The sequence below is a fragment of the Shewanella sp. P1-14-1 genome, assembly GCF_001401775.1.
Taxonomy (GTDB): Bacteria; Pseudomonadota; Gammaproteobacteria; order Enterobacterales; family Shewanellaceae; genus Shewanella; species Shewanella japonica.
The window spans coordinates 1-25591 of record NZ_LKTL01000013.1 but is presented as its reverse complement, the minus strand read 5'-3'; the positions used below and the strand labels follow the sequence as shown (position 1 = coordinate 25591).

The following is a 25591-nucleotide window of genomic DNA, read 5'->3' as shown; positions in this document are numbered from 1 at the left end:
TTATTTTTAGCCAGTGTGATACTGAATAAATAGCACTGCTAACAAGGATCCACGATGGAACATATTATTAATTTAACCAAAGAGAACATACAGCAAGTTGTTGATGCCTCAATGGATAACTTTGTTGTTATGTCTTTTTGGGCTCAACAGCAGCCTGAAAGCGTGCAAATGCTTCAAGTGATGGAGCAGATTGCTAACGAGCAAGCTGGGCGATTCATTCTTGCTAAAGTTAACTGTGAAGCCGAATTAGAGATTGCTAACTATTTTCAAATTCAAAGCTTACCCACCCATTTGGTATTAAGCCAAGGTAAACCTATCGATGGGTTTGCCGGGGTTCAATCACAAGCGCAAGTTTTGGACATGCTCAATAAGCATTTACCAGAATTATGGGTACAAGATGTGAATGCGGCTAAAGTTATTTTAGCTGGCGATACGGTGACAAAAGAGCAATTAGAAGAGGCAATAAGCTTACTAAAAAGTGCTTATGTTGATTCAGGTAACCAAGCTGAAGTTGCATTACTTATGGTCGATGCCTACTTGCAGTTAGGTATTCTTGGTGATGCAAAAACCTTATTAGACACAATTGGGCTTGCCGATCAAGACAGCTATTATCAAAACCTCAAAGCAAAACTGGCTTTAGCTGAAGATGCAGCCGATACACCTGAAATCCGTCAGTTACAACAAGCGTTAGAAGCTGAGCCAGATAATGTTGAAATTTCAATCAATTTAGCCAAGGCCTTAAGTCAAGCTAACCGAGGTGAAGAAGCATTAGAAAACCTTTTTGCGATTTTACAAAAAGATTTATCTGCGGCTGACGGGAAAGTCAAACAGGTGTTCATGGAAATATTGACTGCCTTAGGGCAAGGAAACACCATAGCCAATCAGTATCGTCGTCGTTTATACAGTTTGCTGTATTAAACAGCGCTAAATTTAACAGGTTGCGAGCTATTAGATATTGGTCTAACTCTTTGGTTATTTACCTTCTAAAGATGGACTAAATGTGCGAAAATCGCCGCCTAAAAATATGAAAGCAATAAAGAGGACTTTTGAGATGCGCATTATTCTATTGGGTGCCCCAGGTGCCGGTAAAGGTACACAAGCTCAGTTTATTATGGAGCAGTACGGTATCCCACAGATCTCAACTGGAGACATGCTTCGTGCAGCAATTAAAGCTGGCACAGCATTAGGCTTAGAAGCTAAATCAGTAATGGATGCAGGCCAGTTAGTATCAGATGACCTAATTATTGGTTTAGTTAAAGAACGTATCGCACAAGATGATTGTGTTAAAGGGTTCTTACTTGATGGTTTCCCACGTACCATTCCACAAGCTGATGCAATGGTTGCAAACGGTATTGAAATTGATCACGTTGTTGAGATTGACGTACCTGATGAAGAAATCGTTAAACGTATGAGTGGCCGTCGTGTGCATTCTGGTTCTGGCCGTGTTTACCACATTGTTTACAATCCACCAAAAGTGGAAGGTAAAGATGACGTAACTGGTGAAGAGTTATCAATTCGTCCAGATGATGAAGAAACAACAGTACGTAAGCGCTTAGGTATCTACCATGAGCAAACTAAGCCATTGGTTGAATACTACGGTAAAGTGGCTGCTGAAGGTAACACTCAGTACACCAAGTTTGATGGCACACAAACTGTTGCGGCAGTGAGTGAGCAAGTTAAACAGTTACTAGGTTAATTAGTTGCTAAAATTACAGTTCCAACGACTGTTGTTCATAAAAAGACCTGCATTGCAGGTTTTTTTATGGCATAAATAAAATAGTTGTCACAAAAAGAGACAAAGATTGACATCAGTATTGGTGTTGATTGTTTTTGTGTTAAAATTAGCGTTTGGTATAAAGCATAAAATGCTGTTCAATCCACAATCCTTTTAAGCACGGATGCCTACTCAGAGAGTTTAAGATGAAGTTTCCTGGTCAACGCAAATCTAAGCATTACTTCCCGGTAAATAACAGAGATCCATTACTGGCTCAGTTAACCCAACAAGAGCAATCTTTTTCAACTTACATTTGCGGTATCGATCAAACCTTGGTGGATATTGAAGCCAAAGTAGAAGACGAACTATTAGAGCGTTATGGTTTACCAAAAGGTAACTCAACCCTTATTGATGACCAACAAGCCCATGAACTCTATAACGAGTTAAAAAACAATGAGATGATCAGCGATGAATTTGCAGGTGGTACCATTGGTAACACAGTTCATAACTATTCAATTTTAGCGGATGACCGTTCTGTGTTATTCGGGGTGATGAGCCAGAATATTATGGTAGGGAGCTACGCCTACCGTTATTTATGTAATACCTCATCAAAGGTAGATTTAAACTATTTACAGCCTGTAGATGGTCCTATTGGTCGTTGTTTTACGTTAATTTCTGAAAATGGTGAGCGTACCTTTGCTATTAGTAAAGGCTCAATGGATAAGCTAACCCCAGAATATATTAATCAAGAAGTCATTCAGGGGAGTTCTGCGCTAGTTATTACAGCCTATTTAATGCGCGCCAGTGAAGGTGATGGCATGACATCCGCTGCGATGAAAGCAATTGAATATGCAAAAGCAGCAGAGGTCCCAGTAGTATTGACATTGGGCACCCGCTTCCTTATTCAAGAAGATCCAACTTGGTGGCAAAACTTTATTCGTGAAAATGTGACTATTTTGGCAATGAATGAAGATGAAGGCGAAGCGTTAACAGGCTTTAGCGACCCACTATTGGCTGCTGATGCGGCACTTGAATGGTGTGACATGGTACTTTGTACCGCAGGGCCTTTGGGTTTATATACTGCGGGCTACGCAGAAGATTCAGAAAAGCGTGCAACCAGTCATACTCTATTACCTGGCGCTATCCCTGAATTTAACCGCTATGAGTTTTCTCGCCCGAAATTAAAAGCAGATTGTGAAACTCCGATTAAAGTCTTCGCACATATTTCACCATACATGGGTGGGCCAGAACTGATTAGAAACACTAACGGAGCAGGTGACGGAGCATTAGCGGCCTTATTACATGACTTATCTGCTAATACCTTCCATAAGACAAATGTGCCTGGCTCAAGTAAACATCAACGTGATGGTTTGTGTTACTCGTCATTCTCACAAGTGTGTAAATACGCAAACCGTGTAGCTTATGAAGTTTTGGCACAACATAGTCCAAGACTTTCTCGTGGCTTACCAGAGCGTGAAGATAGTCTTGAAGAGTCATACTGGGAACGTTAAATTTACAGCATAAATTGAAAGGCGAGCATAGTAATATGCTCGCCTTTTTTATTACGTAAATTGCACTTAAATTGCATAAGTAGTACTTGGTACCTGTGGTAAAATTCAGTAGGATACCAATTAGAGCGTAAATACCTCATTGTAAGTACCATCGGGTAAATAAAACAGCATTGACTACAGAAATTGGAGAGCGTTGTGAAGGGACAAATCTTAAGAGAAATGAAAGTACTTAAGGCGATTGAACCAGCTTATGAAGTCGAACGTCGTGTCGCATTTTTGAAAACCAAGTTAGTTGAAGCACATACACGTAGTTTGGTACTAGGCATTAGTGGTGGTGTTGATTCATCAGTTACAGGTAGATTATGTCAGTTAGCTGTAGATAGCTTAAACGCTGACAACCCTGAACAAAATTATCAATTTATTGCTGTTCGCCTGCCTTACCAAGTGCAAAAAGATGAAGATGAGGCTCAATTAGCGTGTCAGTTTATTCAGCCATCTAAACAAGTTACTGTTAATATTGCTGATGGCGTTGTCGGTGTACATAATGCGACAGTGACTGGTTTAGAAGCGGCAGGCATTGCGGTAAGTAACAATGATAATCTTGATTTTGTTAAAGGAAATGTGAAAGCCAGAATGCGCATGATTGCTCAATATCATATTGCAGGATTAACGGGTGGTTTAGTCGTAGGAACCGATCATAGCGCTGAAAATATTACTGGTTTTTACACTAAGTTCGGAGATGGCGCGTGTGATTTAGCGCCATTGTTTGGTCTTAATAAACGTCAAGTCAGACAGCTTGCAAGTTTCTTAGGTGCTCCTGAGATATTAGTAAAAAAAGCACCAACAGCAGATTTAGAAGATGATAAGCCACAACTTGAAGATGAAGTGGCATTAGGCCTTACGTACGATCAAATTGATGACTTTTTAGAAGGGAAAGACGTAGAGAGTCATGTTGAAGATAAGTTGGTCGCGATATACAAGCGCACGCAACACAAGCGTCAACCTATCCCAACAATCTATGATTAGTGATAAGTTCAATATTGTTTTAGGTAGTCTCTCACTGCTTCTATGAGCTGGTTAGGAAACTGTCGATAATCTAAATATGGCGCAATAAGGACTTGCTTATGCGCCATTACTTTTTGTTTTTCACCCAGTTCTGTTAACTCATCTTGCCAATTCAGGCCCATATGCGTTTCTATTGAATGTTGTAATCGTTCATAAGTCACCTGGCCACATAAAATATGCACTTCTGCATGCGGGTCTATACCTGCTGAATTGATGATTAAACATGTTGAGTCATGTGCTTCACTTTTTGTCGTAAACAAATCTGCTCTTCGTTTTTTCCAGCAATCGGCTGAGTTATTCTCGGCGGTAATTTTGGCCATTATGGTAAAGATTTTACGCCAATGATTACCATTAAGTTCGATTATCTTACTGGTATCAGGCAGCGTGAGTTCAGTGTCTGTTGGGATGATAGGTGCAGTCGGTAAATAAAACGCCATTTTGGCATTTTTATGGCCAAATTTTATTTGTTCATTATTGGTTGGTGACAGGTCTGATGTCATTTTAATGTCTGTTAATTCACTCATTTTTACTAGATTATCATGATTAATCTCTAGACTCGAATAGGCTTTTAGGCAAACATGAGTCTATAGAATCGGATAAGTGTAACGATATCATTAAGCAGCGAGATGTGTCTTTTAGCCACAGATTTACAAAGCGCTTAGTGTTCAAGGAAAGATCAATGAAAGCGATTGTGATCGGCTCAACAAAGCAACTTCTATTTTTTGCTGTTTATGGCTTTATCGGCAGTATTATCGTTTTTATTGCGATTTTAGTTTGGTTATTAAATGCCAGAGCTGAGTTAGATATCTGGCACACAACTGAACTCAAACACGAATACCATCAGCAGTTGGGATTAAAAAACTTTGCTGAATATCTGTCGCTCGAAAGTGACTTGTTCAGTGAAATTGAGAATAAAATTTATCAAAGTTACTTGCCAGAAACGCCTTCTGTCATTAACCGGTATGAAACTGGTAGCTTATCTGATCCCAATGGATGGAATTATAACTGGAATCGCTCGTTTGAATGGAAAAAAGCCGATGCTGAGTTTGGTGTTTTACTGATCCATGGTATGTCTGACTCACCCTATGCAATGTCTCATCTTGCTAAACACTTTAAGAAAAATGCTCATATTTTGGGGTTAAGGCTACCTGGACATGGCACCATTCCCGCAGGATTAACCGGTATTACTTGGCCTGATTTAGCCAGCGCTGTAGATTTGGCGACGCAGCATATGAAGCAACAACTTAATGGTAAGCCGTTATACGTGGTTGGCTTTTCAACGGGGGCTGCCTTAGCGTTAAACATTGAGTTAGAAGCCATTGCCAGAGGCAATGAAACGCACTATCAAGGTATGATTTTTCTTTCCCCTGCAATAGGGCTACAACCCATTGCAGCAGGTGCTAAATGGCAAGCAATGCTAGGCCGGTTTTTAGGTTATGAAAAGTTATTTTGGAACAGTATTTCAGTTGAGTACGACCCGTTTAAATATAGCTCTTTTGCAGTTAACGCTGGTGATGTTGTTTATCAATTATCTCAGCGAAATCATCAAATTATTGAATCACTTTCAACTGAGCAATTAGGCTCTTTAGCACCGATTTTAACTTTCCAGTCGCTCGCTGATGATACCGTTTCTTCCAATGCAGTGGTGAATAACCTTTATCAGTACTTACCTTCAAAACAACACGAGTTAGTCATTTTTGATATTAATCGAAATCCTAATAATCATCAGTTGATTATTAATGATCCGATGGATGAAATGGCAAAGCTATGGTTACAAGAGCCAATGGGTTATCAACTGACCTTGATTGAAAATGATACTGAACGTGAGCATTTTGTAAAAGAGACAAGATTAGCTTCTGTTGAATCCTTGACAAGTGAAGCGCTACCATTTGAATGGCCACGTGGGGTATATTCCTTATCTCACGTGGCTTTACCTTTCCCTAAAGCGGATCCTTTGTATGGTCCAGATTTTTTGAAAGAGGTGAGCCACATTCAAATTGGCCAAGCTATTTTTACTGGCGAACGTGGCTTATTTGGGATCCCTGCTGCTGAAATGTTACGTCAGAAGTGGAATCCATTTTACCCGTATATGCTTAATAAAATGGATGAGGTTATAAACCCATAGGTATAACCGCCTTACTCATTAATCACATTAATGATAACTTTATTTCGACCTTGTTCTTTGGCCGCATATAGATTATCGTCGGCCACTTTAATCCATACATCAATGTCAGTTGAAAAGCTGGCATTAGCAGTAATTGCGCCGATACTGGTGGTCACAGAAAACTGCTGTTGATCTGTTGGAGAAGTGATCACTAGCGCTGCTAACTTTTGTTTGAATTGATTTAAATGATGCTCAATTTTAAGGGCATTTGATATCGGTAAAATAAGTAAAAACTCTTCCCCACCGTAGCGAGCTACAATATCCGTATCACGTTTAAACTCTTGCTTAAGTAAACTTGAGACGGTACGTAAACATTCATCTCCTGCTAAGTGTCCATAGGTATCGTTGACCTGCTTAAAAAAGTCTAAATCAAGAATTGCTATGGTAATTGCATGTTCACCACGTAAGCAAAAATCTAATAAGCCATCAAATTTATCTTCAGCATAACGGCGGTTTTTAAGATCCGTTAATGGATCTTTATCCACTAAGGCAAGTAGCTTTTTGTTGGCTTGCTCTAATTCATCAGTTCGGATTGCCACCGTCTCTTCAAGTTCTAGCTGATGTGTTAGCAGTTCACGCTTACTGTTGGTGAGCCGCTGGTAGAGGTTAAATACTTCTTTAGACGAGTTTTCATCCAGCACTTGGCTTTTTAAATCATCATTATTGATATTACCAAATTGGTTAGCGACGATTTCGAGTGGCGCTGTTAATAATTGGCACACCTTTCTTGAAATGATAAAGGTGAAAATAATTGAAATAATCAGCATCAAAAAGGTGCCTAACATTTGCTGTTCGGCAGTTTTAAGTAATGGTGAGAGGGGCTTTAATACATATAACTCCCAACCATTATTAAGGCGTGTTTTTACAAATACATGTTCTGGCGAAGTGGATTCAAGATCACGAATATTGATGGTATTTAACGCAATATGGTATGCGCCTTTATCATCAGAGTAAGTAAATTCATCTTCTTCATTGAGCTCAAGTTCTGAGGATGCATAGATGATTTTTTTATTGTCATCTATAAGTACCAGCAACTCTTTTTCACCATAACTATTTTGATTATCGATATTAGCGAAAAACTGTAAATTCAAGGAACCTTCAATGATACCAGCAACTTGTGCTTGATTATTATTTTGGTAAAACGGCGCACTGATAGCGATGATTGAGTCACTACCAAATCCACGCCCTTTGAATACGGATGAGACATATAATTGGCGATTATGGAAGGATTGAATAAAGTAATCTCGGTCACTTATCGACATATTTTTAATATTGTTTTTTTCGTCCAGCATCATTACACCAGGGCTACCTGCTTTGACTTGCGCATTGCTATCGGCAATCAACATGGTAATGAAACTAGGATAACTTGTGTGCAGTTGACTCAGCATTGGCTGCCATTCGTCGTTAGTGGTATTGGCTAAACTGAGAAAGTTGGCTGCGTATTCAATTACTTTTTTGTGATCGTCTATGTATTGCTCGGTTGCAGAGCTTAAATGTTGCGTCGTATCAGTTAAGTTTTGTTTTAATAGCTGTTGCTGCTTTTCTAGAAACAGATAATTAAAACTAAGGGCTGAGATAAGTAAGCATAAGGTGATCATCAATGTCATAAAGTAGGTTACTTGAGCATTGAACGAACGTCTTTTTTTCGCTGTCCCTTGGCCATTAAATTGCCAAAGTTTAGGGATCAATACAATAATTAAAGAAGCTAAACAGGCATATATTAGACCATTAATACTTTGCTTAATGATGGCAAACGGCATATGGCTTGCTGGTAAATCACTGACTATTTTCATGTATAAATACGTCAGTGGCATTCCGATAAGTATCCAGTAAATGGCACTGCCGTATAGCGGGTAAACCCCTTTACGGCGAATAAAACCTATAAATACCGCTTCGATACAAAACAGTAAGTAAACATGAGGACTTCCCCAAGTGACCATTAAGCCTGTTGCACTGAAAACAGCTGTTAATAGGGCATACCAAGGGCCTAAAATAACGGCAGATACAACCGTAAAGGTATTACCCATGACCAGCTGGACGTTGGCAAAAATAGGAATGGGGTAACAGTTGACGATAAAGCCAATGACACCTAGAACCAGTGCTAAAATAAGGTGTTGTGGATTGATGGATTTTTTATTCAATGAATCATCCTTGTCATTATTATAAAAAAATATTACCTGCCTTATTCAGGTAGTACAAGCCTTTGATCTATTAAGGATGAATCATTCTATAAGCTTTGACTAAACGTGAGTGAGCTTATTCTTGATTTTTTATTGACCACGCCAAAGGAGCTCGCCACTTTTCGTTAACTGGTAACCCGATAATAAATTAGCTAGCTGGGTGGTTTGAGGTTGATTTAACAAGGTTAATAGCGCTTGCAGTTGGCGCCTGAAAAAGATGCTCTGAGACATGACAAAGTCAAACGACTCAGTTAGCTGAGGAATAAAATGTAACCCGCTTTCTACAGCAACGGCCTGACAACCAAAACCAATATCAGCATTATTACGGGCTATATAAGCCGCTAGCTCTCGTTCCGACTTTGCTGTGGCAGTAAAAAGTAATTCATTAATATTGATATGCTGCTGCGTTAACCATTGCTCTAAATGAAGTTGGCTACCTGCACCTTTTTGTCTTGAAACCCATCTTAAAGACTGCAATGTGCCTTGGTTTACATTATCAAAAAGCGATGCCATTTCTTGGCGAACCATTAAGCCTTGATGTCGTTCAAACCCACTCACTAAAATCCATTGTTGATGATTAGGGTAGCTTTTCAATAGGTTGTATAAACTGTCTCGACTGCCATGTTGGCTTTCCCAGTGAATACTACAGACATCAGCATAACCACGGGAAAGCAAAGTTAAGCCTGACTTAGAGCCTGTTGCGCTATAGCTGATGATTTCTTGATGTTCCCCTTCAGACATTAACTGTGCAACAAGCATTGAAAGTAGAGGATCGTCACTGCCAGTGATGTGCATTCTATCTGACAGCATGCCGCTATGGCATGAATCCATAAGCCAACGATCAATTAACACTTTGGGAAATAGCCATTTTCCTGTCACTTTTGTTGCAGGTAAGATGCGCTGGTTGGCCATCGAATAAACTTTTTTCTCATTTAAGTCCAAGTATTCAGCGACTTGCTTAGTGCTCATATAGATAATGCTTGAATCAATTGGCATAGTAATCCCAGATGCTGCTTAGGTGGCAATGATTCGTTAGTGTAATAATTGCGAGCGTCGATGCATATCTGCATTAGCAGTTAAAGTTAACTTTTGTGGGCAATGTTGGATTTATCCTACTTGTAATTAATGAGCGCTTTGAGATCATATTTATCCAGATTATCTGATTGAATTGATAATATTTGATGACTTACGCTTGGATAACCGTTAATGAATAAGGCTAAATTAAACGAGCATGTTTCTGACCCAATGCAATTGGATATGGCTGTCATGGTGATTGAGCCGGACTTAAGTGCTTGGCAAAGTCTTGAGCCGATATTATCTCGATACTTCAGGTTGATTCAGCACGCAAGAACGCTTGAATTAGCGGTAGTCAATTTTCGGCGATTCAATTTCGATTTGGTTGTTATTGATATCAAGTTGGTCGAAACATTTTGGCAGATGCTAAACCGTCAACATCTTGCTAGTGATGTTATTCATCAAGGTATTAATAACAGTGACTTTCCAATACACGATTCTTCATTTGACGCTGTAACCCATAACATCGAACTTCAATCTGCTGATGATAAGTATTGTTACCCAGAGCATTTCATTGTGCTTAGTAGGGTGCCTGAGGCTGACGATATATTAGCCATGATGAGAAAGGGGGCGAAGGATTTTATAAATAAGCCGATTCAGTATCGTGACTCAGAATCTATCATTGCGAATTGGTGTAAGCGTTATCGGTTGTCATCTAAGCAAGTTTCCCTGCAAACATGTCAGCCCGTTAAGTCATACTCACAGCTTGTTGGTGACAGTAGCATTGCAGAAACGATGAGAGCTAACATACTCAGTGCCAGTGTATCTAATTCTCCTATATTGATCGAAGGCCTTGTTGGTACCGGTAAGAAGTTAGCGACTCATCAATTATTGCAGTTGGCAGACCGTCCTTGCCAACAAGTTGTTATAGACTGCCGTGATGAGTTGCAGCTAACGAAGACGGCTTTAGCTGGTTGTGATAAAGCAACCTCTAATCCAAGGCGATATGTACAGCTTGTTTTGGCACATGTGGATAGTCTATCTGTTACTGGTCAAATTGCTTTAATGCAATTGTTAGACTCAGTTAGTTTGTTGTCTACTCTAAAGCTGAGAGTAGTCAGTTTGAGTCATTCTTCACTCTTGAGGCGAGTTCAACAAGGGGCTTTTTCATCAGAGCTCTATCATCGATTGGCGTGTCTCTACCTTCATTTACCTCCTTTGAATCAACGTTCTGAGGATATTGTCTTACTCGTTAAGTTTTTTGTGAGTCAATTGATTGCAACTGACGTTTTTGTTGCTGAAGATTTACTCACACGTTTTAACGCGTGGCGGATTACTGATTATCAAACCCTGACAGAATATGATTGGCCAGGGAATATTCAAGAGTTAAAAAATACGGTTGAGCAGTGTTTGATGATGAATGTACCTCCCAATGAGTACTTTAAGCAAAACCCTCATACCGATTGCCAACAGGCTGATAGGCAAAGTATTAGCGAGGTTACTTCATCTACTCAGCACTTCTTTCCCATTGAATGGGATCTTAAGCACATCGAGAAAGCCCATATTTTGCGGGTAATGAATATTTACCAAGGCAATAAGCTATTAGCAGCAGAACACTTAAATATCTCTCGCAAAACCATCGATAGAAAATTAAATGAATGGGCGAAAGACTGAAAACCAATAATTCATCACTAATTCATAAATGCTGATTGCATCAAGTTTGCCTCTAGTTTGATATTTATGCACTTTAAAAGGACATTTTGTCCTTTTTTTTGGTTTTGATTTCCAATTTGTCAGATTTTGTCGTGTTGGTTGTAGTTTTAATGGGTCCTAGTTGAGTTTTTAGATTGCGATCGCAACAATGCTCGCACTCAAATAGGACTTATTAATTAGGATGTTGTCGCACAATGAACATGAGCAAGCCTGCGCAAAAATCATTGCGTTATTCAGTGTTATCCATTGCTATTTTAGCCAGCTTAAATACCTATGCAGAAACGATTGAACGCGATCCCGTTCTGAAGATTCAAGAGGTGATTGTTGTAAAAGGTGAAGGCCCTACAGCGGCGCAGTCTTCTATGACTCACTGGGATATCTCACGAGAAGAAATAGAAGCCTCAGGCGCACAAAGTCTTGACTTAATTCTGGCAAATGTACCTGGCATATACGTACGAGTTGGCGGGCAGGGAACGCCGAGAGTCGATATTCGCGGATTTAAAGCGCGCCATGTTATTTACTTAATTAATGGTGTTCCTGCCAATGATGCTGAAGACGGTCAGTTTGATCCAAGTGTCATACCAGCTTCACAAATTGAGTCAGTTGAAGTCTCAGTTGGCCCAACGTCTGTGCTTTACGGACCAGGTGGTGCGGGTGGTGTGATCAACATTATCACTCGACAAGGGGATAGCGCTCCAAGTGTATCCGGTAACCTTGAGTTCGCAGAAAATGACACAATAAATGGCAATGTGAACTTAGCCGGTAGCGGTGAAAAGTGGCAAGGTTTTGCTAGTTATAACCGCCAGCAAACTGATGGATTCCCGATGTCATCAGATTTTGAAGATACGGATGAGCAAAGTGGTGATACACGTTTAAATGCTGATAAGACTGTCGATAACTTTTATGCCCAAGGAAGCTACTTTGTTTCTGATGAAACGATGTTGAGCGCAAATGTAAACTATAAGTCTGGCAATTGGGGTAAACCAAGCACGGATGGCACAGGAACCAGTAAATCTAAGTTTGAACGAGTTGATGATTTTGAAAGCACCATTGTTCAGTTAGGCTTTGCACATAAGTTTTCTGATCGTCTCGCGTTACGAGGCTATGGCTACCATAACGAAAGTCAGGTATTTGAAACTGTCTATACCAGTAGCGATTACAGCGATATCGATTCTACGCAAGCTGGCATATCAACGGTGCAGGGCGGGAACTTACAGCTGATTGCTGATTTTGATACAGCGGGTTTATTAACAGGGTCAATTATTAGCGAAAAGCAAAGTTGGGAATCCGTTAATTATGAGGCTAATACAAGTAGCGCCTCTATTCTTGGCAGTGGCAGTGGCAGTGGCAGTGGCAGTGGCAGTGGCAGTGGTTCAGGTTCTGGAAGTGGCGATGGTTCAGGTTCAAGTGATGATTTTAATAAGGATGGCTGGTTAAATACGCTTGCCGTCGAATATCAGTACCAGAATGACGGTAAGTACGGCGTCACTATCGGCGGTGCGGCGCACAGTCAAGAGCGTGATGATGCTGACGATACTAATTACTCGGCGCAACTTTCTAGTTTTTGGCGAGTGACTGAGGACAGTAAACTGCATGCAGGTATTGCTCGTAAAGTGCGTTTTCCATCATTAAGAAACCTCTATGCGCAATCATCAGGTAACAGTGAGCTAGAGCCTGAGGAATCATCACATGTTGAGTTAGGTCTGAATCAAGGGTTAGCTTATAACACCAGCTTAGATATTACCGGCTATTACACTGACGCTGAAAACTACATTGCCAAAGACAATGACGGTGTTTATCAAAATATCAGTAACTACGCGTTTAAAGGGGTCGATTTTTCTGTAAGAAACGAATACTTCGATGACTTAGATTTGACAGTCTCTTACAGCTATTTAGATGCTGAAGATTCTGATAATGATCTTATGAACGAATTAGAGTATCGACCAAAACATCAGTTTAGATTCCAAGGCCTTTATCAATTCGATTTCGGTATGAGTGTAAACCTGAACGTTGAATATATTGCCGATCAAATTTATTACACCAGCGAGAAAATTTCAGGTGAAACAATCTCAGTTAGAAATGAAGTGGATAACTACACATTAGTTGATATCAATATTGTGCAGCCATTGATGGTGGATCATTTAGAAGCCTATATTCGAGCGACAAATTTACTGGATGAAAACTACTATCAAAGTGAAGCATTGCCTCAAGCAGGCAGACAGATCTTTGTTGGTATTAATTGGCAGTTGTAACCAATGACATTATTGGCATTGCATGAAGTTAGTTTTCGACATCAGTCATCATCTGTAGCGCTTTTTAAGAAATTGAACTTTACCGTGATAGCGGGCGAGTGCCACTGTATTTGTGGTGAGACTGGCGCAGGTAAGTCCTCCTTGCTACAGCTGATGGCAATGCCAAGTGAATTTGATTTTAAAGGTGAGATATTACATAGCGATGGCCTTCGTTTAGGCCTCGTTATGCAAGATCCCCATATACAGCTTATTCGAGAAACTGTGGGTGCAGAAGTTGCCTTTGGTTTAGAAAACTTAGCCTTTCCTGCACCTGAGATGCTGCAACTTGTTTTGCAAGCATTACAGCAAGTAGGACTCGATTTACCATTAGATACGCAAGTGAGTAATTTGTCGCTTGGACAAAAATATCGGCTGATGTTAGCTGCGCAGCTTGTGCTTCGTCCCAATGTGATTTTTATTGATGAACCATGGGCACAATTGGATGATGCTGGTGTTGTTGAGTTAAATGAGGCTCTAAAACAGCTTGTGGATTCGGGGGTAAGTGTCGTGATGACAGAGCACCATTCTGCGGCATTCTCCCAAGTTATCAATACACATTGGCTATTAAAAAACGGCGTGCTGCATAAACAGGATAAAGCGCCCATTCAGAAAGCAGAAACTTGCCCTTTAACGCATTTAGCTAACAAGCCACAACTGAGAGAAAATACTGAACTTTGGCGGTTAAATATGCCAGCTGTTCAAGCTATAACGGTATCTGCACAAACTGACATCAGGTTAGCTATATCACCCTTGACGGTTCAATTTACTGATAAGCCGCCATTGATTGAACTTAGCCAAGAGTTGCAGCTTTACGCTGGTGAAATGGTTGGGCTGTTTGGAGAAAATGGCTGCGGAAAAACAAGCTTGTTGAATCAAATTGTCGGTATTGATGATAAAAATCAGCACGCGATTTTGATGTTAGGCAAGCCGGTTAAACTTGGTACTTTTGGACAGGACCTGGGCTTTTTGATGCAGCGTCCATCTAGACAGTTATTTGAAGTGTCTGTGCAACAAGAGGTTGAATTTAGTTTAAAGCGATTTGGTTTACCAGTGTCACGTGCGAGTGAAATATTAACTCAGCTCAATATCAGTCATTTGGCGGCTCAATCCCCGCATAAGCTGTCATACGGTCAACAACATTTAGTTGCCTTAGCCTCAGTACTTTGTTTAAAGCCTAAAGTGTTATTACTTGATGACCCTTTTGCGGGTTTAGATAGTCAGTATTTTTCTTATGTGATTGATGCATTGACAGACTTTTGTTTGCAAGGTGGAGCTATTCTTATAACAAGTCATAGGCCAATAATGAAAACGCGCTTAAGTAAAGTCTGGCAGATTGCTGATGGGAAATTAACCCAGTGCTTTCAGCGCGAGCGGTACTTTCATAACGAGCCGCATTCTCAGCTCGAGCAGCTCTCTCAGCAAGGGCAGGACTCTCAGCAAGGGCAGGATTTTCAAAAGGGACAAGCTTCAGGCCGGCAACCTGCCTTAGCCGATATGTGTGAGGTTAACCTATGACTAAAAAACGACTTCAAGGTTGTAGTGTAAATCACATGATGAAGAGTCATAAGCTGGCTTCAAGCAATGATAATCAGGCTAATAAAGGGTGCGAGTATTCAAAAATGCTTCGACAATCCTTTAAAGCCAAATGCCTGTGTGCGCTTGCCATGGTGTTTAGTATTGTCTTATCAAGCAGTGCGTTTTTAGTGACGACTTCGCAGCTTAGCTACATTTTGCTCATTAATATTGCTTTACTTATTCATGCTCGTTTTTACAAAGCGCGATTAAGCCCATTACTTAAACTATTTGCTATTCAGTTGGTCATTACTGTCGGTTTATATGTTTTATTTTATGGCAGCGATAAAGTCATTGAAGCATTGATTGTCGTGCTTAGAATTATGTTAGTGATGTTACCGAGTTGGTGGCTTGCGAGTACTCAAACGTCACACCATATGAGCCAAGTATTGTGCTTTATTTTACCAAGTAAGTGGGCGTTCGTTATTACCACTTCCATCAAACTATTACCTTATATCACTCAAGAAGTACGAGATATTTATCATATCCAATGTCTACGTGGTGCCCGAATAACGCCTAAACAGTTGATTAACCCTTTAAATTGGGTCGAGCTTATTCGCTGCGTGTTATTTCCTTTGCTAATTCAACTGCTAAGCCTATCAAAACATATCGCCAAGTCTGCACAGCAAAGGCATTTCGATAGGCAAAGGCATCATTCCCATTGGCCATTTATTTAACGTCTAATTTAGGAGAATCATTAATGAAGCAAGGCTTCACACTTCAAAATGCATTGTTCATCGGATTTTGCGCCACCTTGTTGGTGGCGATTAAAAGCATGATGCGAATGAAACTAGGTTTAACAGGACACTCGATGTTTTTAATGAGCTTATTTTATTTAGTCTGCTACGGCGCTACGAATAAAATTGGCAGCATGACGTTATGCGGACTGTTAGCTGGCCTGTTAGCCATGATCTTAGGCGTCGGGAAAGGCGGACCATTTATATTGCTTAAGTTTGCATTACCGGCTTTTGCGATGGATGTAGCGCTCATATTTATCGCTAATTTATTTAGTTTACGTTGGCGCTGCATTTTATTGGCTGTTATTGGCAGTATCGCTTGGGCAAGCAAATCTTGGATACAAAACCTGCTAGTGGGAATGGATCCGCAAGTTGCACTTGTGCAGTTTGGGGTAAGCAGCTTTAAAGGTGGTTTGTTTGCAATAGCTGGTGCCTTACTCGTCCCAATCATTATTAATCGATTGGATGCCCATGATTTAATCACAAGAAATAGGATGTCATAACAATGCTTAGAACCTGGTTAATTTGTATTGATGATACTGATGATATTGGCACAAAAGGGACTGGTGAGATTGCAGAGGAAATTCTGCAGCTATTGCTTTCAAAGGCAAGTTTCAATAACGATTCGGATGGTTTGAGTCTCGTTCACTCACCCACTTGGGTAACAAGGCATCAATTATTTGTACACCCAGACATTCCGTATACATCGCATAATAGTGCCATGTGCTTTGAAGTCACCTCTGGCTTAGCATTAGCTGAAATCAAAGATATCTGTATTGCACATTTGGCCACTGAGTGTGCATCAGCAGCTGATCCAGGTCTAGCGATAGCTGATAAAGATTTATTAACGGCTGATGACATTCAGCAATTGATTTCATTTGGCCAAGATGCAAAGCGCTTGGTAAAAACCAAGAAAGATGCTTATGAATTAGCAGCTGAAATTGGAGTCGATTTATCTGAACATGGCGGAACGGGTCAGGGAATTATTGGTGCGATAGCGGGTATGGGCTTACGTTTATCTGGACACGATGGACGTGTGAAAGGCCAGCTTAAAGTCGGTCTAAAAGACGCGCATTCTGAATTAACCATAAGCGTAAGAGAAATTAAGCAGTTAACTGGCTTAGATGCGGTAATAGAGTTAAACGGTTTTTTACTCAATGAAGATGAGCTTATTGATGTCAGCGGTAAAATTAAAGCTGTCATGCACAATCATAAGTTCGCGTTATTGGTGTACCAGCATCAAGATGAAACGACTGGTGAGTTTCATTGGCGTAACGCCTTAAAACAGCAATTAAAAAAATATTAATAAGCGAATATAAATGGTTAATAAAGAGTCAGTTATGGTCACCAATTGGTTTTATTTAGACCAAGGTCGTTGGTTGTTTCGTTTTACAAATGAAGCCACGGATATGGCGCAACAAGCGGCTTTTCATTGCAATCACTTTATGGAAGATGATGAAGATGAAATGATCGATGATGTGCCTAGAAGCTGTTTTAATTGTATGAAGCGGCGCTGGTTGATTGAAGGCTTTGAATGCAGAGGGATGTCGGTTATATCTTAATGCCAATGATAGGGTTACACCCTTCATTATGACTATGACTATGACTATGAGAGTGACAGAGAGTCACTCTCATGATTATGTACGCACGACAAACTGCTAATTACACCGTTTCTCTATCTTCATATGCATACCCACAAGCTCTTTTCTTCAATTTTTAATTCGACCTTGGTCTAACTCAGATAACTCTCTTGTATACCATTTATTTAAAACGTTACGTTGTAAGTTGCTGTTTTTGTGGTTATTTGTTGTTAGTTTCCTTTTTTGATTTTGTTCACCTTTAGACTAAGGTCGTGATTGTCGTCACATTTTTAGTTGCTAGATTAACTAACGACTTTAAAAATAATTAAGACAGGGGAGTCACAATGGCTTTTGAAAATGAAGACAAGGCAACGGGGTATTGGCGTGAAAATTTACGCTTAGTATTGGGGTTACTCGCAATTTGGGCATTCGTGTCTTTTGGTTGCGGTATTTTACTCGTAGATGTTTTGAACGAAATTACCTTTATGGGCTTTAAATTAGGTTTTTGGTTTGCACAACAAGGTGCCATGTATGTGTTTGTTGCACTGATTTTTGTGTATGTAGCGAAAGCGAATGCTTTAGATAAAAAATATAACGTACACGAAGACTAAGGAATAAATCATGGATGTTCAAACGTTAACTTATCTCATTGTTGGGGTCACATTTGCCCTATATATCGGTATCGCCATTTGGTCTCGTGCTGGTTCTACTAAAGAGTTCTATGTTGCTGGTGGTGGGGTTCCACCTGTAATGAATGGCATGGCAACTGCTGCCGATTGGATGTCAGCGGCATCATTTATCTCGCTGGCAGGTATCGTGTCGTTTACTGGTTATGATGGTTCAGTTTACTTAATGGGTTGGACGGGAGGCTATGTTCTGCTAGCGCTGTGTATGGCTCCTTACCTACGTAAGTTTGGTAAATTTACCGTACCAGATTTTATTGGTGACCGTTATTACTCACAAGCTGCACGAACCGTTGCGGTCGTTTGCGCCATTTTCATCTGTTTTACTTATATAGCAGGTCAAATGCGTGGTGTGGGTGTTGTATTCTCCCGCTTCTTAGAAGTTGAAGTAGAAACGGGTGTTTATATCGGTATGGCAGTGGTGTTCTTTTACGCTGTACTTGGTGGTATGAAAGGGATTACTTACACTCAAGTTGCACAGTATTGTGTGCTTATTTTTGCTTTCATGGTACCAGCCATTTTCATCTCAGTGATGATGACAGGCCATATTTTACCTCAAATCGGTTTTGGTGCTGAGCTTGTTGATGCTGCTGGTAATGGGACTGGGGTTTACCTCTTAGATAAGCTCGATGGTTTATCTGCGGAGCTCGGTTTCTCCCAATATACGGAAGGCTCAAAGAGCATGATTGATGTGTTCTTTATTACGGGCGCATTAATGTTTGGTACTGCGGGTTTACCGCATGTAATCGTGCGCTTCTTCACTGTACCTAAAGTAAAAGATGCACGTTTATCTGCTGGTTGGGCGCTTGTATTTATCGCGATTATGTATACAACAATTCCTGCACTTGCTGCTTTCTCACGTGTAAATATGATTGAAACAATCAATGGTCCAGAATCTACAGGTGTGTCATATGAAAGTGCACCTAACTGGATTAAAAACTGGGAAAAAACAGGCTTAATTACTTGGGATGATAAAAATAACGATGGCAACATTTATTATTCTAAAGGCGATACCAATGAAATGAAGATTGACCGCGATATCATGGTACTTGCTACGCCTGAAATTGCTTCACTTCCAGCATGGGTGATTGCATTAGTCGCAGCTGGTGGCTTAGCGGCGGCACTCTCTACATCGGCTGGGTTACTATTGGTAATTTCAACGTCTGTTTCTCATGACTTATTGAAGAAAAACTTAATGCCCAATATTTCTGATAAAGAGGAGCTTAAGTATGCCCGAATTGCCGCAGCGTTAGGTGTTGTCATGGCGGGTTACTTCGGGATTAATCCTCCAGGCTTTGTGGCTGCGGTTGTTGCGATTGCGTTCGGTCTTGCTGCATCGTCATTATTCCCAGCAATTATTATGGGTATCTTCTCTAAGACTGTGAATAAGGAAGGGGCAATTGCTGGTATGTTAACGGGTCTACTGTTTACTGCTGGTTATATCGTTTACTTCAAATTCGTGAACCCTGCAGCTAACGTCAGCGATAACTGGTTCTTAGGTATTTCACCTGAAGGATTCGGTATGGTAGGTATGTTCATTAACTTTGGTGTCGCATTCGCTGTTAGTAAAGTGACTAAAGATGTACCACAAGATGTTGTTGAGATGGTTGAGTCTATTCGCTTCCCTAAAGGAGCTGGTGGCGCTCAAGATCACTAACAAGATGAACTTGAACGGTAAAGAGCGCTTCGGCGCTCTTTTTGTTTTTAACCAAACATTATTTTACATCAAGTTACTGGCCATAGGTCGAATAGTGTCATGCAGTGGTTTTTCATATAGTGAATTCATCGAGGTGAGAAAATGATGGAGTGTTATGAAAGACGCAAGTGAACTTCAACCGATCACGCAATTTATCAGTGGGTTAATTCCATTTGATTCTTTATCTTCATCAGACTTAGCTCGATGTTGTCAGCAACTCTCTATTGGCTATTACAGCAAAGCTAGCGGAACGGTCCCGTTAGATGAGTCGCATCCACAGCTATACATTGTTCGTTCAGGTTCCTTTGAAGTACGGGATCAAGAAGGTGAGTTGTTAGATAGACTTGGAGAAGGGGATTATTTTGGTTTTCCATCTTTGTTATCGGGTGAGAAAGTCAGTAATCAGGTGCAAATTCTCGAAGATAGCCTGGTTTATCACTTAAACCCTGAAACCTTTAATTACTTACGAAAAGAAAGCCGAGAGTTTGATCGCTTTTTTAATCGTGCTTTTGCTAAAAGGTTACGCCATCAAGCTCGTTTTAAGGCAAAGGATTTAACAACGACGAGTCGGATTAACAGCTTGATGTCGTCTGATCCCCTAACGATTAATGCTTATGCTAGTGTAAGTGAAGCTGCAAAAAAAATGCGTGTCGCTAGGGTATCGTCGGTACTTGTGATAGATAACGGCAAACTAATCGGGATATTAACTGATAGAGACCTGCGAAATCGGGTTTTAGCTGAGGGGTTTGACGGTACATTAGCAGTGCATCAAGCAATGACTGCAAATCCCAAAGTATTGTTTGAAAACGATCTCGTATTCGAAGCCATGCTATTGATGAGTGAGCACGGTATACACCATTTGCCGATAATGACGAATGAAGTGAACGATGATGAAGTTACTAAACCTGTCGGTATTTTGACCAGTACAGATATATTACGTGGTCAAAGTTCGCAACCTCTTTTACTAATAGGTGAAATTGAGCGGCAACATGACATTGCTAGTTTAATTCAGGTCAGTAAACAGATCCCTGTTTTACTGCAAAACCTCATAAGTGCCGATGCGCGAGCTGAAGAAGTTGGTCGGGTGCTAACTTCAGTCACCGATGCGTTAACTCGTAGGCTAATTGTGTTAAATCAGCAAATTCTAGGGGCTGCGCCGATGGCTTTTTGTTGGTTAGCATTTGGCTCTCAAGGAAGACAAGATCAAGCTGCTTGTTCTGATCAAGATAATGGATTGTTACTTGCTCATGAACCTGATGAACATGCTAAAGGTTATTTTAATGCGCTAACCCATGCGGTTTGTGAAGGGCTTGATAAATGTGGTTATGTTTATTGCCCCGGGGATATTATGGCGCAAAACCCTAAATGGCGTTTACCTCTTGATAAATGGCAAAAACATTTTGAAAGCTGGTTAAATTCTCCTGAGCCTAAAGCGTTAATGCATGCCAGTATCTTTTTTGATATGCGTGCCGTATATGGTCCACAAAGCTTGTTTGATCAATTGCAAAGTCATGTACTTGAACGCACTAAAGATAACGATATCTTTCTTGCTGGAATGGCAGGTAATTCATTAGTGGAATCGCCGCCATTAGGTTTTTTTAGAAAGTTTGTGCTTGAGCGTGATGGCAGTGAAGTGAAAGGAATGGATTTAAAGCACAAAGGCGTCGCATTAATCAATGATATTGCCAGAGTCTATGCACTAAGTGCGGGTATTGCCGAAGTGAATACACCAAAACGAATTCGTGCATTAATGGATGCCAATATCATAAACCGTAAGGATGCACTCAACCTCGCCGATGCGCTTGAATTTATAGCTCATATGCGTCTTTCAAATCAAGGAGAGCAATATACAAGCCAACAAAACGTTACTAACTATTTAAAACCACAACAAATGTCATCACTAATGCGTCATCAGTTACGTGATGCCTTTAAAGTCGTTCACGATGCTCAATCAGGTCTTAGAATGAAATTTATGCGGAGTTTTTAACCTGTGAATGAACTCTGGCTTAAAGCACGTTTACATTATGAAATGTTTGGCCATAAAGATAAGCTTTATGACTATCAAAAAGCGTATTTAAATGTGATAAACAAACCACTTTCCACATCGAGATTGATGGCCGTTGATCTCGAAATGACGGGGCTTGACCCGTTAAAAGATGAAATAATCAGTATCGGCATTGTGCCTATTGAATTAGATACAATCCCATGTTCAATCCCTTTAACAAAAGCTCAGCAGTGCATGGTTAATATTGATGGGAGTGTAGGGCAAAGTGCAACAGTACATGGCATTGTCGATCAGCATGTGTCTGAAGGAGCCTCGCTAATTGATGCGATGGAATGGTTTATTGACCGTACTCAGGGACATATTCTTGTAGCTCATCATGCACCAATGGACATTAGCTTTATACAATCTCATTTGGCTAAAGTGTATAACAGGCAAATTCGGTTACCCTTTATCGATACTTTAGCGACTGAAAAACAGCGGCTACTTCGTCAGCATGATGTATTAAAAGAGGGAAGCTTACGTTTAGATGCTTGCAGGCAGCGATATGGTTTACCTACTTATTCAGGTCATGCAGCATTGGTTGACGCAATTGCGTGTGCAGAGCTTTTTATTGCTCAAGTGAATTCCATTGGTGATAGTCAAAAACTTACCGTATCGGAGTTCATATCAATTTAACTGTAGTTATTTGTGATGATTAAAATAAAAAAAAACCAGCACTTTGCTGGTTTTTTTAGTAATGAGTTTGGTTAAATACTTAAAGGTTAAAAATGCTTAACGCTTAGTAAAAAACTCTACTGCAGGTTTAATTAAGTCAAGTGCAGAAACTTCACACGGAGGTAGCTCCGCAGTAGGTGCATTAATCGGAGTTGTTCGCTCACCCCATTTTAATAATAGAGCCGCTGATGTTAATCCTGCGCCAAATGCACATGATAAAATAGTTTGTCCTGAATTAATGCGGCCTTGTTCTAATGCATCACAAATCGCAATAGGAATAGTCGCTGCAGACGTGTTGCCGTATTTCGCAATGTTGACGAAGGCTTTTTCTTTAGGGATCTTCATTCGACTGATTAAAGTATCAATAATACGCTCGTTTGCTTGATGTGGAATCACCAAATCAACGTCTTCTTTTGTCATGTCGCAATTAGCTAAGACCTTAGTGCTTAACCCACCCATACCATGAATCGCGCGTTTAAAGACTTCTTGTCCGTTTAGGTTAATAAAGAAATCCAGAGATGCAGAATCAAATCGGTCCATCTGGGTGCCGAAACCTGATGATAAGATATCACGTGCAGCAGGATCATTATTAAGCTCGTAACCTAAAACACCACCTGGTTCATTACTAGCTTCAATAACAACAGCGCCTGCACCATCGCCAAATAATACGGCGGTTTCACGTCGTGACCAATCTAGATAAAAAGATAATCGCTCTGCGCCAATAACAAGCACTTTCTTGTTCTGGCCACTTTTTATCATAGAGCTGCCCATACCAAGGGCATATAAGAAACCACTACAAGCAGCGTTAATATCAAAAGCGCCGCATGTTGCCCCTACATTAGCTTGAACAGTAGAAGCAATATTAGGAATCAAGGTGTCTGGGCTTGCTGTTGCAAGTATCATTAAATCCAGTTCACTACCGTCAATACCTGCAGCAGCGAGTGCATTTTTCGCTGCAACAGTCGCTAACTCAGATGTGTTAACGTGAGAAATATGTCGTTCGCTGATCCCAGTACGTGTCTTAATCCACTCATCAGAAGTATCCATGAAGGTGGCTAAGTCGTCATTAGTCAGTTTTGCTGGTGGGACGCATTTTCCCCAACCGGTAATATGAGCATACTGCATGTGGTTTTCTCTCAAATAAATTTTAAATTAATCTTTTGATAAACGACGTAGAGGCAATAGTTAGTCTATTTGTTGAATCACTAGCTTCTTAATTGCCTTTGCTGCACCTAAAATGTGCTGGCGTAAAAGTTGGGTCGCTTTATCGATATCTTTGTTTTTGCACAACTCAAACAGTTCGCGATGCTCGCGTTCTGCTGTTGGAATTCCGCCTGTTAATAATAGCTGTAAGCGTATATAGCGATCGCAGCTATTGTTCAGTCCATGAACGACTTCAAGTGTATGCGGTTTGTTAGCGGCTTCGTATAAACAGGTATGAAACTGAGTATTGAGTTCGCTCCATGTGGCCACAGAGTCTTTTTCCTTTAATGCAGTCTCTAATTGAGACAGCACTTGATCAGCTTGTTCGAAATTTTCATCTTGCAAGTTGGGAATGGCTTTTGCGAGAAGATCTGTTTCAATCATAGCCCTTAATTCAAATAATTCTGTGACTTGTTCAACAGAAAGTTCAGTGGCTGTTGCACCTTTGTGTGCTTCGAATTTAACTAATCCTTCAGCTTCTAGTTGAACAAGCGCTTCTCGCACAGGAATTCGACTAACATTAAGCTGCTCAGCTATAGCTGATTGTCTAAGTGGCTCACCTGCTTTGATAAAGCCAGATAATATGCGCTCACGCAAGACTTCTACCACTGCTTGAGTTCGTGTTTTATGAATTATTGGTGTTATTTGACTCATTACTTCTTAATAAATGCCACAAAATATCTACGGAAGGGTAACCTTTACTGAACGCTTTATAAAGTACAACCTTAAAAAATCTTCCTTTTATAATACAAGTGCATAATTTTTCCAGTAATGGGATAATCAGAATAATAAAGAATTTAGGAGTAATAGTACCGTGAATAAAGCCGTGTTCTTAGATCGTGACGGAGTCATTAATATTGATAAAGGTTATGTACACCTTGTTGATGACTTTGAATATATCGAAGGCGTATTTGAAGCCTGCCTGGCATTCAAGAAAATTGGTTATAAAATCGTGGTGGTGACTAATCAGTCTGGTATTGCTCGTGGAATGTACTCAGAGGATGACTTTCACCATTTAACCGAATGGATGGATTGGAACTTTGCAGATAAAGGTGTTGAATTAGATGGCATCTACTATTGTCCGCATCATCCAGAAAAAGGACTCGGGGAATATAAGCAAGATTGTGATTGCCGAAAACCTAAACCGGGAATGATGCTTGATGCAGCAAAGTTTTTAAAAATTGATATGGCTAATTCAATTATGGTGGGTGATAAAGCTGATGATATGAGAGCTGCAAAAGCAGCGGGCATTAACACAGCTATATTAGTGAGAAGTGGTAAAGTCGTTGATGAAGCGGGTATTGAGCTTGCCGATGGAGTAGTAGACAGCATTGCCGATGTACCAGCTTTCTTAAAGTCGTAATAAAACATCTCTTAGTTAACGATAAAATTGCCATGAAAGGTGCTGTAACGAGCTTTTTTGATGGATTTTAGCTCGAAACGTTTAAAAAGTGTGCTTTTGAGCGTTTTTTTATAAATTAATTAAGAAAAGCACTTGCGGGATAAAATGATTTCCCTATAATGCGCAACCACTGACACGGAACAAGGCGTCAAACGCTAGTTACCGAGTCCGCTCTTTAACAATTTATCAAGTAATCTGTGTGGACACTCACAGGTGTTGAGTTAATCGAAATTGCTCACTCTTTCTCGTAAAGAATGCAGCAATCAAAATTATTATCAATATTTTCTGTATCACGTAAGTGATGAGTGTTCATAGCAATATGTAACAAACAGGATGTAGATTCTTCC

22 protein-coding genes are annotated in these 25591 nt (G+C 40.3%); 17 read left to right on the top strand and 5 right to left on the bottom strand.

All coding sequences use genetic code 11. From position 1 onward, the window contains the following. Positions 1-54: 54 nt before the first annotated feature. The 4 genes from AN944_RS10880 (at position 55) to nadE (ending at position 4251) form a co-directional block, all read left to right on the top strand. A complete protein-coding gene (locus tag AN944_RS10880; RefSeq protein ID WP_055024643.1) occupies positions 55-918 on the top strand; it encodes a tetratricopeptide repeat protein in 864 nt (287 codons plus the stop codon). A gap of 133 nt (positions 919-1051) precedes the next feature. Then, positions 1052-1696: an adenylate kinase gene (gene adk, locus AN944_RS10875; RefSeq protein WP_055024642.1), complete on the top strand. Its 645-nt coding sequence runs from the start codon at positions 1052-1054 to the stop codon at positions 1694-1696. 224 nt (positions 1697-1920) lie between these two features. Beyond that, positions 1921-3225: an inosine/guanosine kinase gene (locus AN944_RS10870; RefSeq protein WP_055024641.1), complete on the top strand. Its 1305-nt coding sequence runs from the start codon at positions 1921-1923 to the stop codon at positions 3223-3225. 195 nt (positions 3226-3420) lie between these two features. After that, positions 3421-4251, top strand: a complete 831-nt coding sequence (gene nadE, locus AN944_RS10865) for an ammonia-dependent NAD(+) synthetase (protein ID WP_055024640.1) — start codon at positions 3421-3423, stop codon at positions 4249-4251. Positions 4252-4259: 8 nt separating this feature from the next. Here the strand turns inward: nadE and AN944_RS10860 are convergent, their stop codons facing one another. Beyond that, entirely contained in the window at positions 4260-4790 is a 531-nt protein-coding gene (locus tag AN944_RS10860) for a DUF6942 family protein (RefSeq protein WP_144430175.1), read from the bottom strand. 179 nt (positions 4791-4969) lie between these two features. Between AN944_RS10860 and AN944_RS10855 the strand changes: the two genes are divergently transcribed. Continuing rightward, positions 4970-6415 (top strand): carboxylesterase, encoded by a 1446-nt coding sequence (locus AN944_RS10855; protein WP_055024638.1) that lies wholly within the window; start codon positions 4970-4972, stop codon positions 6413-6415. A gap of 11 nt (positions 6416-6426) precedes the next feature. Here the strand turns inward: AN944_RS10855 and AN944_RS10850 are convergent, their stop codons facing one another. Beyond that, positions 6427-8595: a diguanylate cyclase gene (locus tag AN944_RS10850; protein WP_235530889.1), complete on the bottom strand. Its 2169-nt coding sequence runs from the start codon at positions 8593-8595 to the stop codon at positions 6427-6429. Positions 8596-8724: 129 nt separating this feature from the next. Beyond that, positions 8725-9630, bottom strand: coding sequence for a helix-turn-helix transcriptional regulator (locus AN944_RS10845; protein WP_055024637.1), 906 nt, complete (start codon positions 9628-9630; stop codon positions 8725-8727). A gap of 210 nt (positions 9631-9840) precedes the next feature. On the opposite strand from AN944_RS10845, the gene AN944_RS10840 reads away from it, so the two are divergent. The 11 genes from AN944_RS10840 to AN944_RS10790 all read left to right on the top strand — a co-directional run bounded on the left by AN944_RS10840 (position 9841) and on the right by AN944_RS10790 (position 22600). Continuing rightward, on the top strand, positions 9841-11322 hold the full coding sequence (locus AN944_RS10840) for a sigma-54 dependent transcriptional regulator (protein ID WP_055024636.1): 1482 nt from the start codon (positions 9841-9843) through the stop codon (positions 11320-11322). 233 nt (positions 11323-11555) lie between these two features. After that, on the top strand, positions 11556-13613 hold the full coding sequence (locus AN944_RS10835) for a TonB-dependent siderophore receptor (RefSeq protein WP_055024635.1): 2058 nt from the start codon (positions 11556-11558) through the stop codon (positions 13611-13613). Positions 13614-13616: 3 nt separating this feature from the next. Next, positions 13617-15167 carry an ATP-binding cassette domain-containing protein gene (locus AN944_RS10830; RefSeq protein WP_055024634.1) on the top strand — a complete coding sequence of 517 codons (1551 nt, stop codon included), beginning with the start codon at positions 13617-13619 and terminating at the stop codon, positions 15165-15167. Next, entirely contained in the window at positions 15164-15901 is a 738-nt protein-coding gene (locus tag AN944_RS10825; protein ID WP_055024633.1) for an energy-coupling factor transporter transmembrane component T, read from the top strand. Before AN944_RS10830 ends, AN944_RS10825 begins: the two co-directional genes overlap by 4 nt. A 23-nt stretch (positions 15902-15924) precedes the next feature. Then, on the top strand, positions 15925-16464 hold the full coding sequence (locus AN944_RS10820; RefSeq protein ID WP_055024632.1) for a hypothetical protein: 540 nt from the start codon (positions 15925-15927) through the stop codon (positions 16462-16464). A gap of 2 nt (positions 16465-16466) precedes the next feature. After that, the gene (locus AN944_RS10815) at positions 16467-17267 is read left to right on the top strand and encodes a hypothetical protein (RefSeq protein WP_055024631.1); all 801 of its coding nucleotides are present in this window, start codon (positions 16467-16469) and stop codon (positions 17265-17267) included. Positions 17268-17301: 34 nt separating this feature from the next. Continuing rightward, a complete protein-coding gene (locus tag AN944_RS10810; RefSeq protein ID WP_119969438.1) occupies positions 17302-17523 on the top strand; it encodes a hypothetical protein in 222 nt (73 codons plus the stop codon). 362 nt (positions 17524-17885) lie between these two features. After that, a complete protein-coding gene (locus AN944_RS10805) occupies positions 17886-18152 on the top strand; it encodes a DUF4212 domain-containing protein (RefSeq protein ID WP_055024629.1) in 267 nt (88 codons plus the stop codon). Between the two features lie 10 nt (positions 18153-18162). Then, on the top strand, positions 18163-19881 hold the full coding sequence (locus tag AN944_RS10800; RefSeq protein ID WP_055024628.1) for a sodium:solute symporter family protein: 1719 nt from the start codon (positions 18163-18165) through the stop codon (positions 19879-19881). A gap of 154 nt (positions 19882-20035) precedes the next feature. Then, positions 20036-21907 (top strand): DUF294 nucleotidyltransferase-like domain-containing protein, encoded by a 1872-nt coding sequence (locus AN944_RS10795; protein WP_055024627.1) that lies wholly within the window; start codon positions 20036-20038, stop codon positions 21905-21907. A 3-nt stretch (positions 21908-21910) separates the two neighbouring features. Continuing rightward, the gene (locus AN944_RS10790; RefSeq protein ID WP_082419987.1) at positions 21911-22600 is read left to right on the top strand and encodes an exonuclease domain-containing protein; all 690 of its coding nucleotides are present in this window, start codon (positions 21911-21913) and stop codon (positions 22598-22600) included. Positions 22601-22696: 96 nt separating this feature from the next. On the opposite strand, the gene AN944_RS10785 is transcribed toward AN944_RS10790, so the two are convergent. Together AN944_RS10785 and AN944_RS10780 are read right to left on the bottom strand one after the other, a co-directional pair. Beyond that, positions 22697-23764, bottom strand: coding sequence for a ketoacyl-ACP synthase III (locus AN944_RS10785; protein ID WP_055024626.1), 1068 nt, complete (start codon positions 23762-23764; stop codon positions 22697-22699). A 60-nt stretch (positions 23765-23824) separates the two neighbouring features. Then, entirely contained in the window at positions 23825-24496 is a 672-nt protein-coding gene (locus tag AN944_RS10780) for a GntR family transcriptional regulator (RefSeq protein WP_055024625.1), read from the bottom strand. Between the two features lie 160 nt (positions 24497-24656). On the opposite strand from AN944_RS10780, the gene gmhB reads away from it, so the two are divergent. Further along, positions 24657-25205 (top strand): D-glycero-beta-D-manno-heptose 1,7-bisphosphate 7-phosphatase, encoded by a 549-nt coding sequence (gmhB, locus tag AN944_RS10775; RefSeq protein ID WP_055024624.1) that lies wholly within the window; start codon positions 24657-24659, stop codon positions 25203-25205. The last annotated feature ends 386 nt before the right edge of the window (positions 25206-25591 follow it).

Excerpts from the sequence above, each read along its gene's own strand:
- AN944_RS10880 (WP_055024643.1), top strand. The coding sequence starts at position 55 with ATGGAACATATTATTAATTTAACCAAAGAGAACATACAGCAAGTTGTT.
- adk (WP_055024642.1), top strand. The coding sequence starts at position 1,052 with ATGCGCATTATTCTATTGGGTGCCCCAGGTGCCGGTAAAGGTACACAA.
- AN944_RS10870 (WP_055024641.1), top strand. The coding sequence starts at position 1,921 with ATGAAGTTTCCTGGTCAACGCAAATCTAAGCATTACTTCCCGGTAAAT.
- AN944_RS10860 (WP_144430175.1), bottom strand. The coding sequence starts at position 4,790 with ATGACATCAGACCTGTCACCAACCAATAATGAACAAATAAAATTTGGC.
- AN944_RS10855 (WP_055024638.1), top strand. The coding sequence starts at position 4,970 with ATGAAAGCGATTGTGATCGGCTCAACAAAGCAACTTCTATTTTTTGCT.
- AN944_RS10845 (WP_055024637.1), bottom strand. The coding sequence starts at position 9,630 with ATGCCAATTGATTCAAGCATTATCTATATGAGCACTAAGCAAGTCGCT.
- AN944_RS10840 (WP_055024636.1), top strand. The coding sequence starts at position 9,841 with ATGAATAAGGCTAAATTAAACGAGCATGTTTCTGACCCAATGCAATTG.
- AN944_RS10835 (WP_055024635.1), top strand. The coding sequence starts at position 11,556 with ATGAACATGAGCAAGCCTGCGCAAAAATCATTGCGTTATTCAGTGTTA.
- AN944_RS10830 (WP_055024634.1), top strand. The coding sequence starts at position 13,617 with ATGACATTATTGGCATTGCATGAAGTTAGTTTTCGACATCAGTCATCA.
- AN944_RS10825 (WP_055024633.1), top strand. The coding sequence starts at position 15,164 with ATGACTAAAAAACGACTTCAAGGTTGTAGTGTAAATCACATGATGAAG.
- AN944_RS10820 (WP_055024632.1), top strand. The coding sequence starts at position 15,925 with ATGAAGCAAGGCTTCACACTTCAAAATGCATTGTTCATCGGATTTTGC.
- AN944_RS10815 (WP_055024631.1), top strand. The coding sequence starts at position 16,467 with ATGCTTAGAACCTGGTTAATTTGTATTGATGATACTGATGATATTGGC.
- AN944_RS10810 (WP_119969438.1), top strand. The coding sequence starts at position 17,302 with ATGGTCACCAATTGGTTTTATTTAGACCAAGGTCGTTGGTTGTTTCGT.
- AN944_RS10805 (WP_055024629.1), top strand. The coding sequence starts at position 17,886 with ATGGCTTTTGAAAATGAAGACAAGGCAACGGGGTATTGGCGTGAAAAT.
- AN944_RS10800 (WP_055024628.1), top strand. The coding sequence starts at position 18,163 with ATGGATGTTCAAACGTTAACTTATCTCATTGTTGGGGTCACATTTGCC.
- AN944_RS10795 (WP_055024627.1), top strand. The coding sequence starts at position 20,036 with ATGAAAGACGCAAGTGAACTTCAACCGATCACGCAATTTATCAGTGGG.
- AN944_RS10785 (WP_055024626.1), bottom strand. The coding sequence starts at position 23,764 with ATGCAGTATGCTCATATTACCGGTTGGGGAAAATGCGTCCCACCAGCA.
- AN944_RS10780 (WP_055024625.1), bottom strand. The coding sequence starts at position 24,496 with ATGAGTCAAATAACACCAATAATTCATAAAACACGAACTCAAGCAGTG.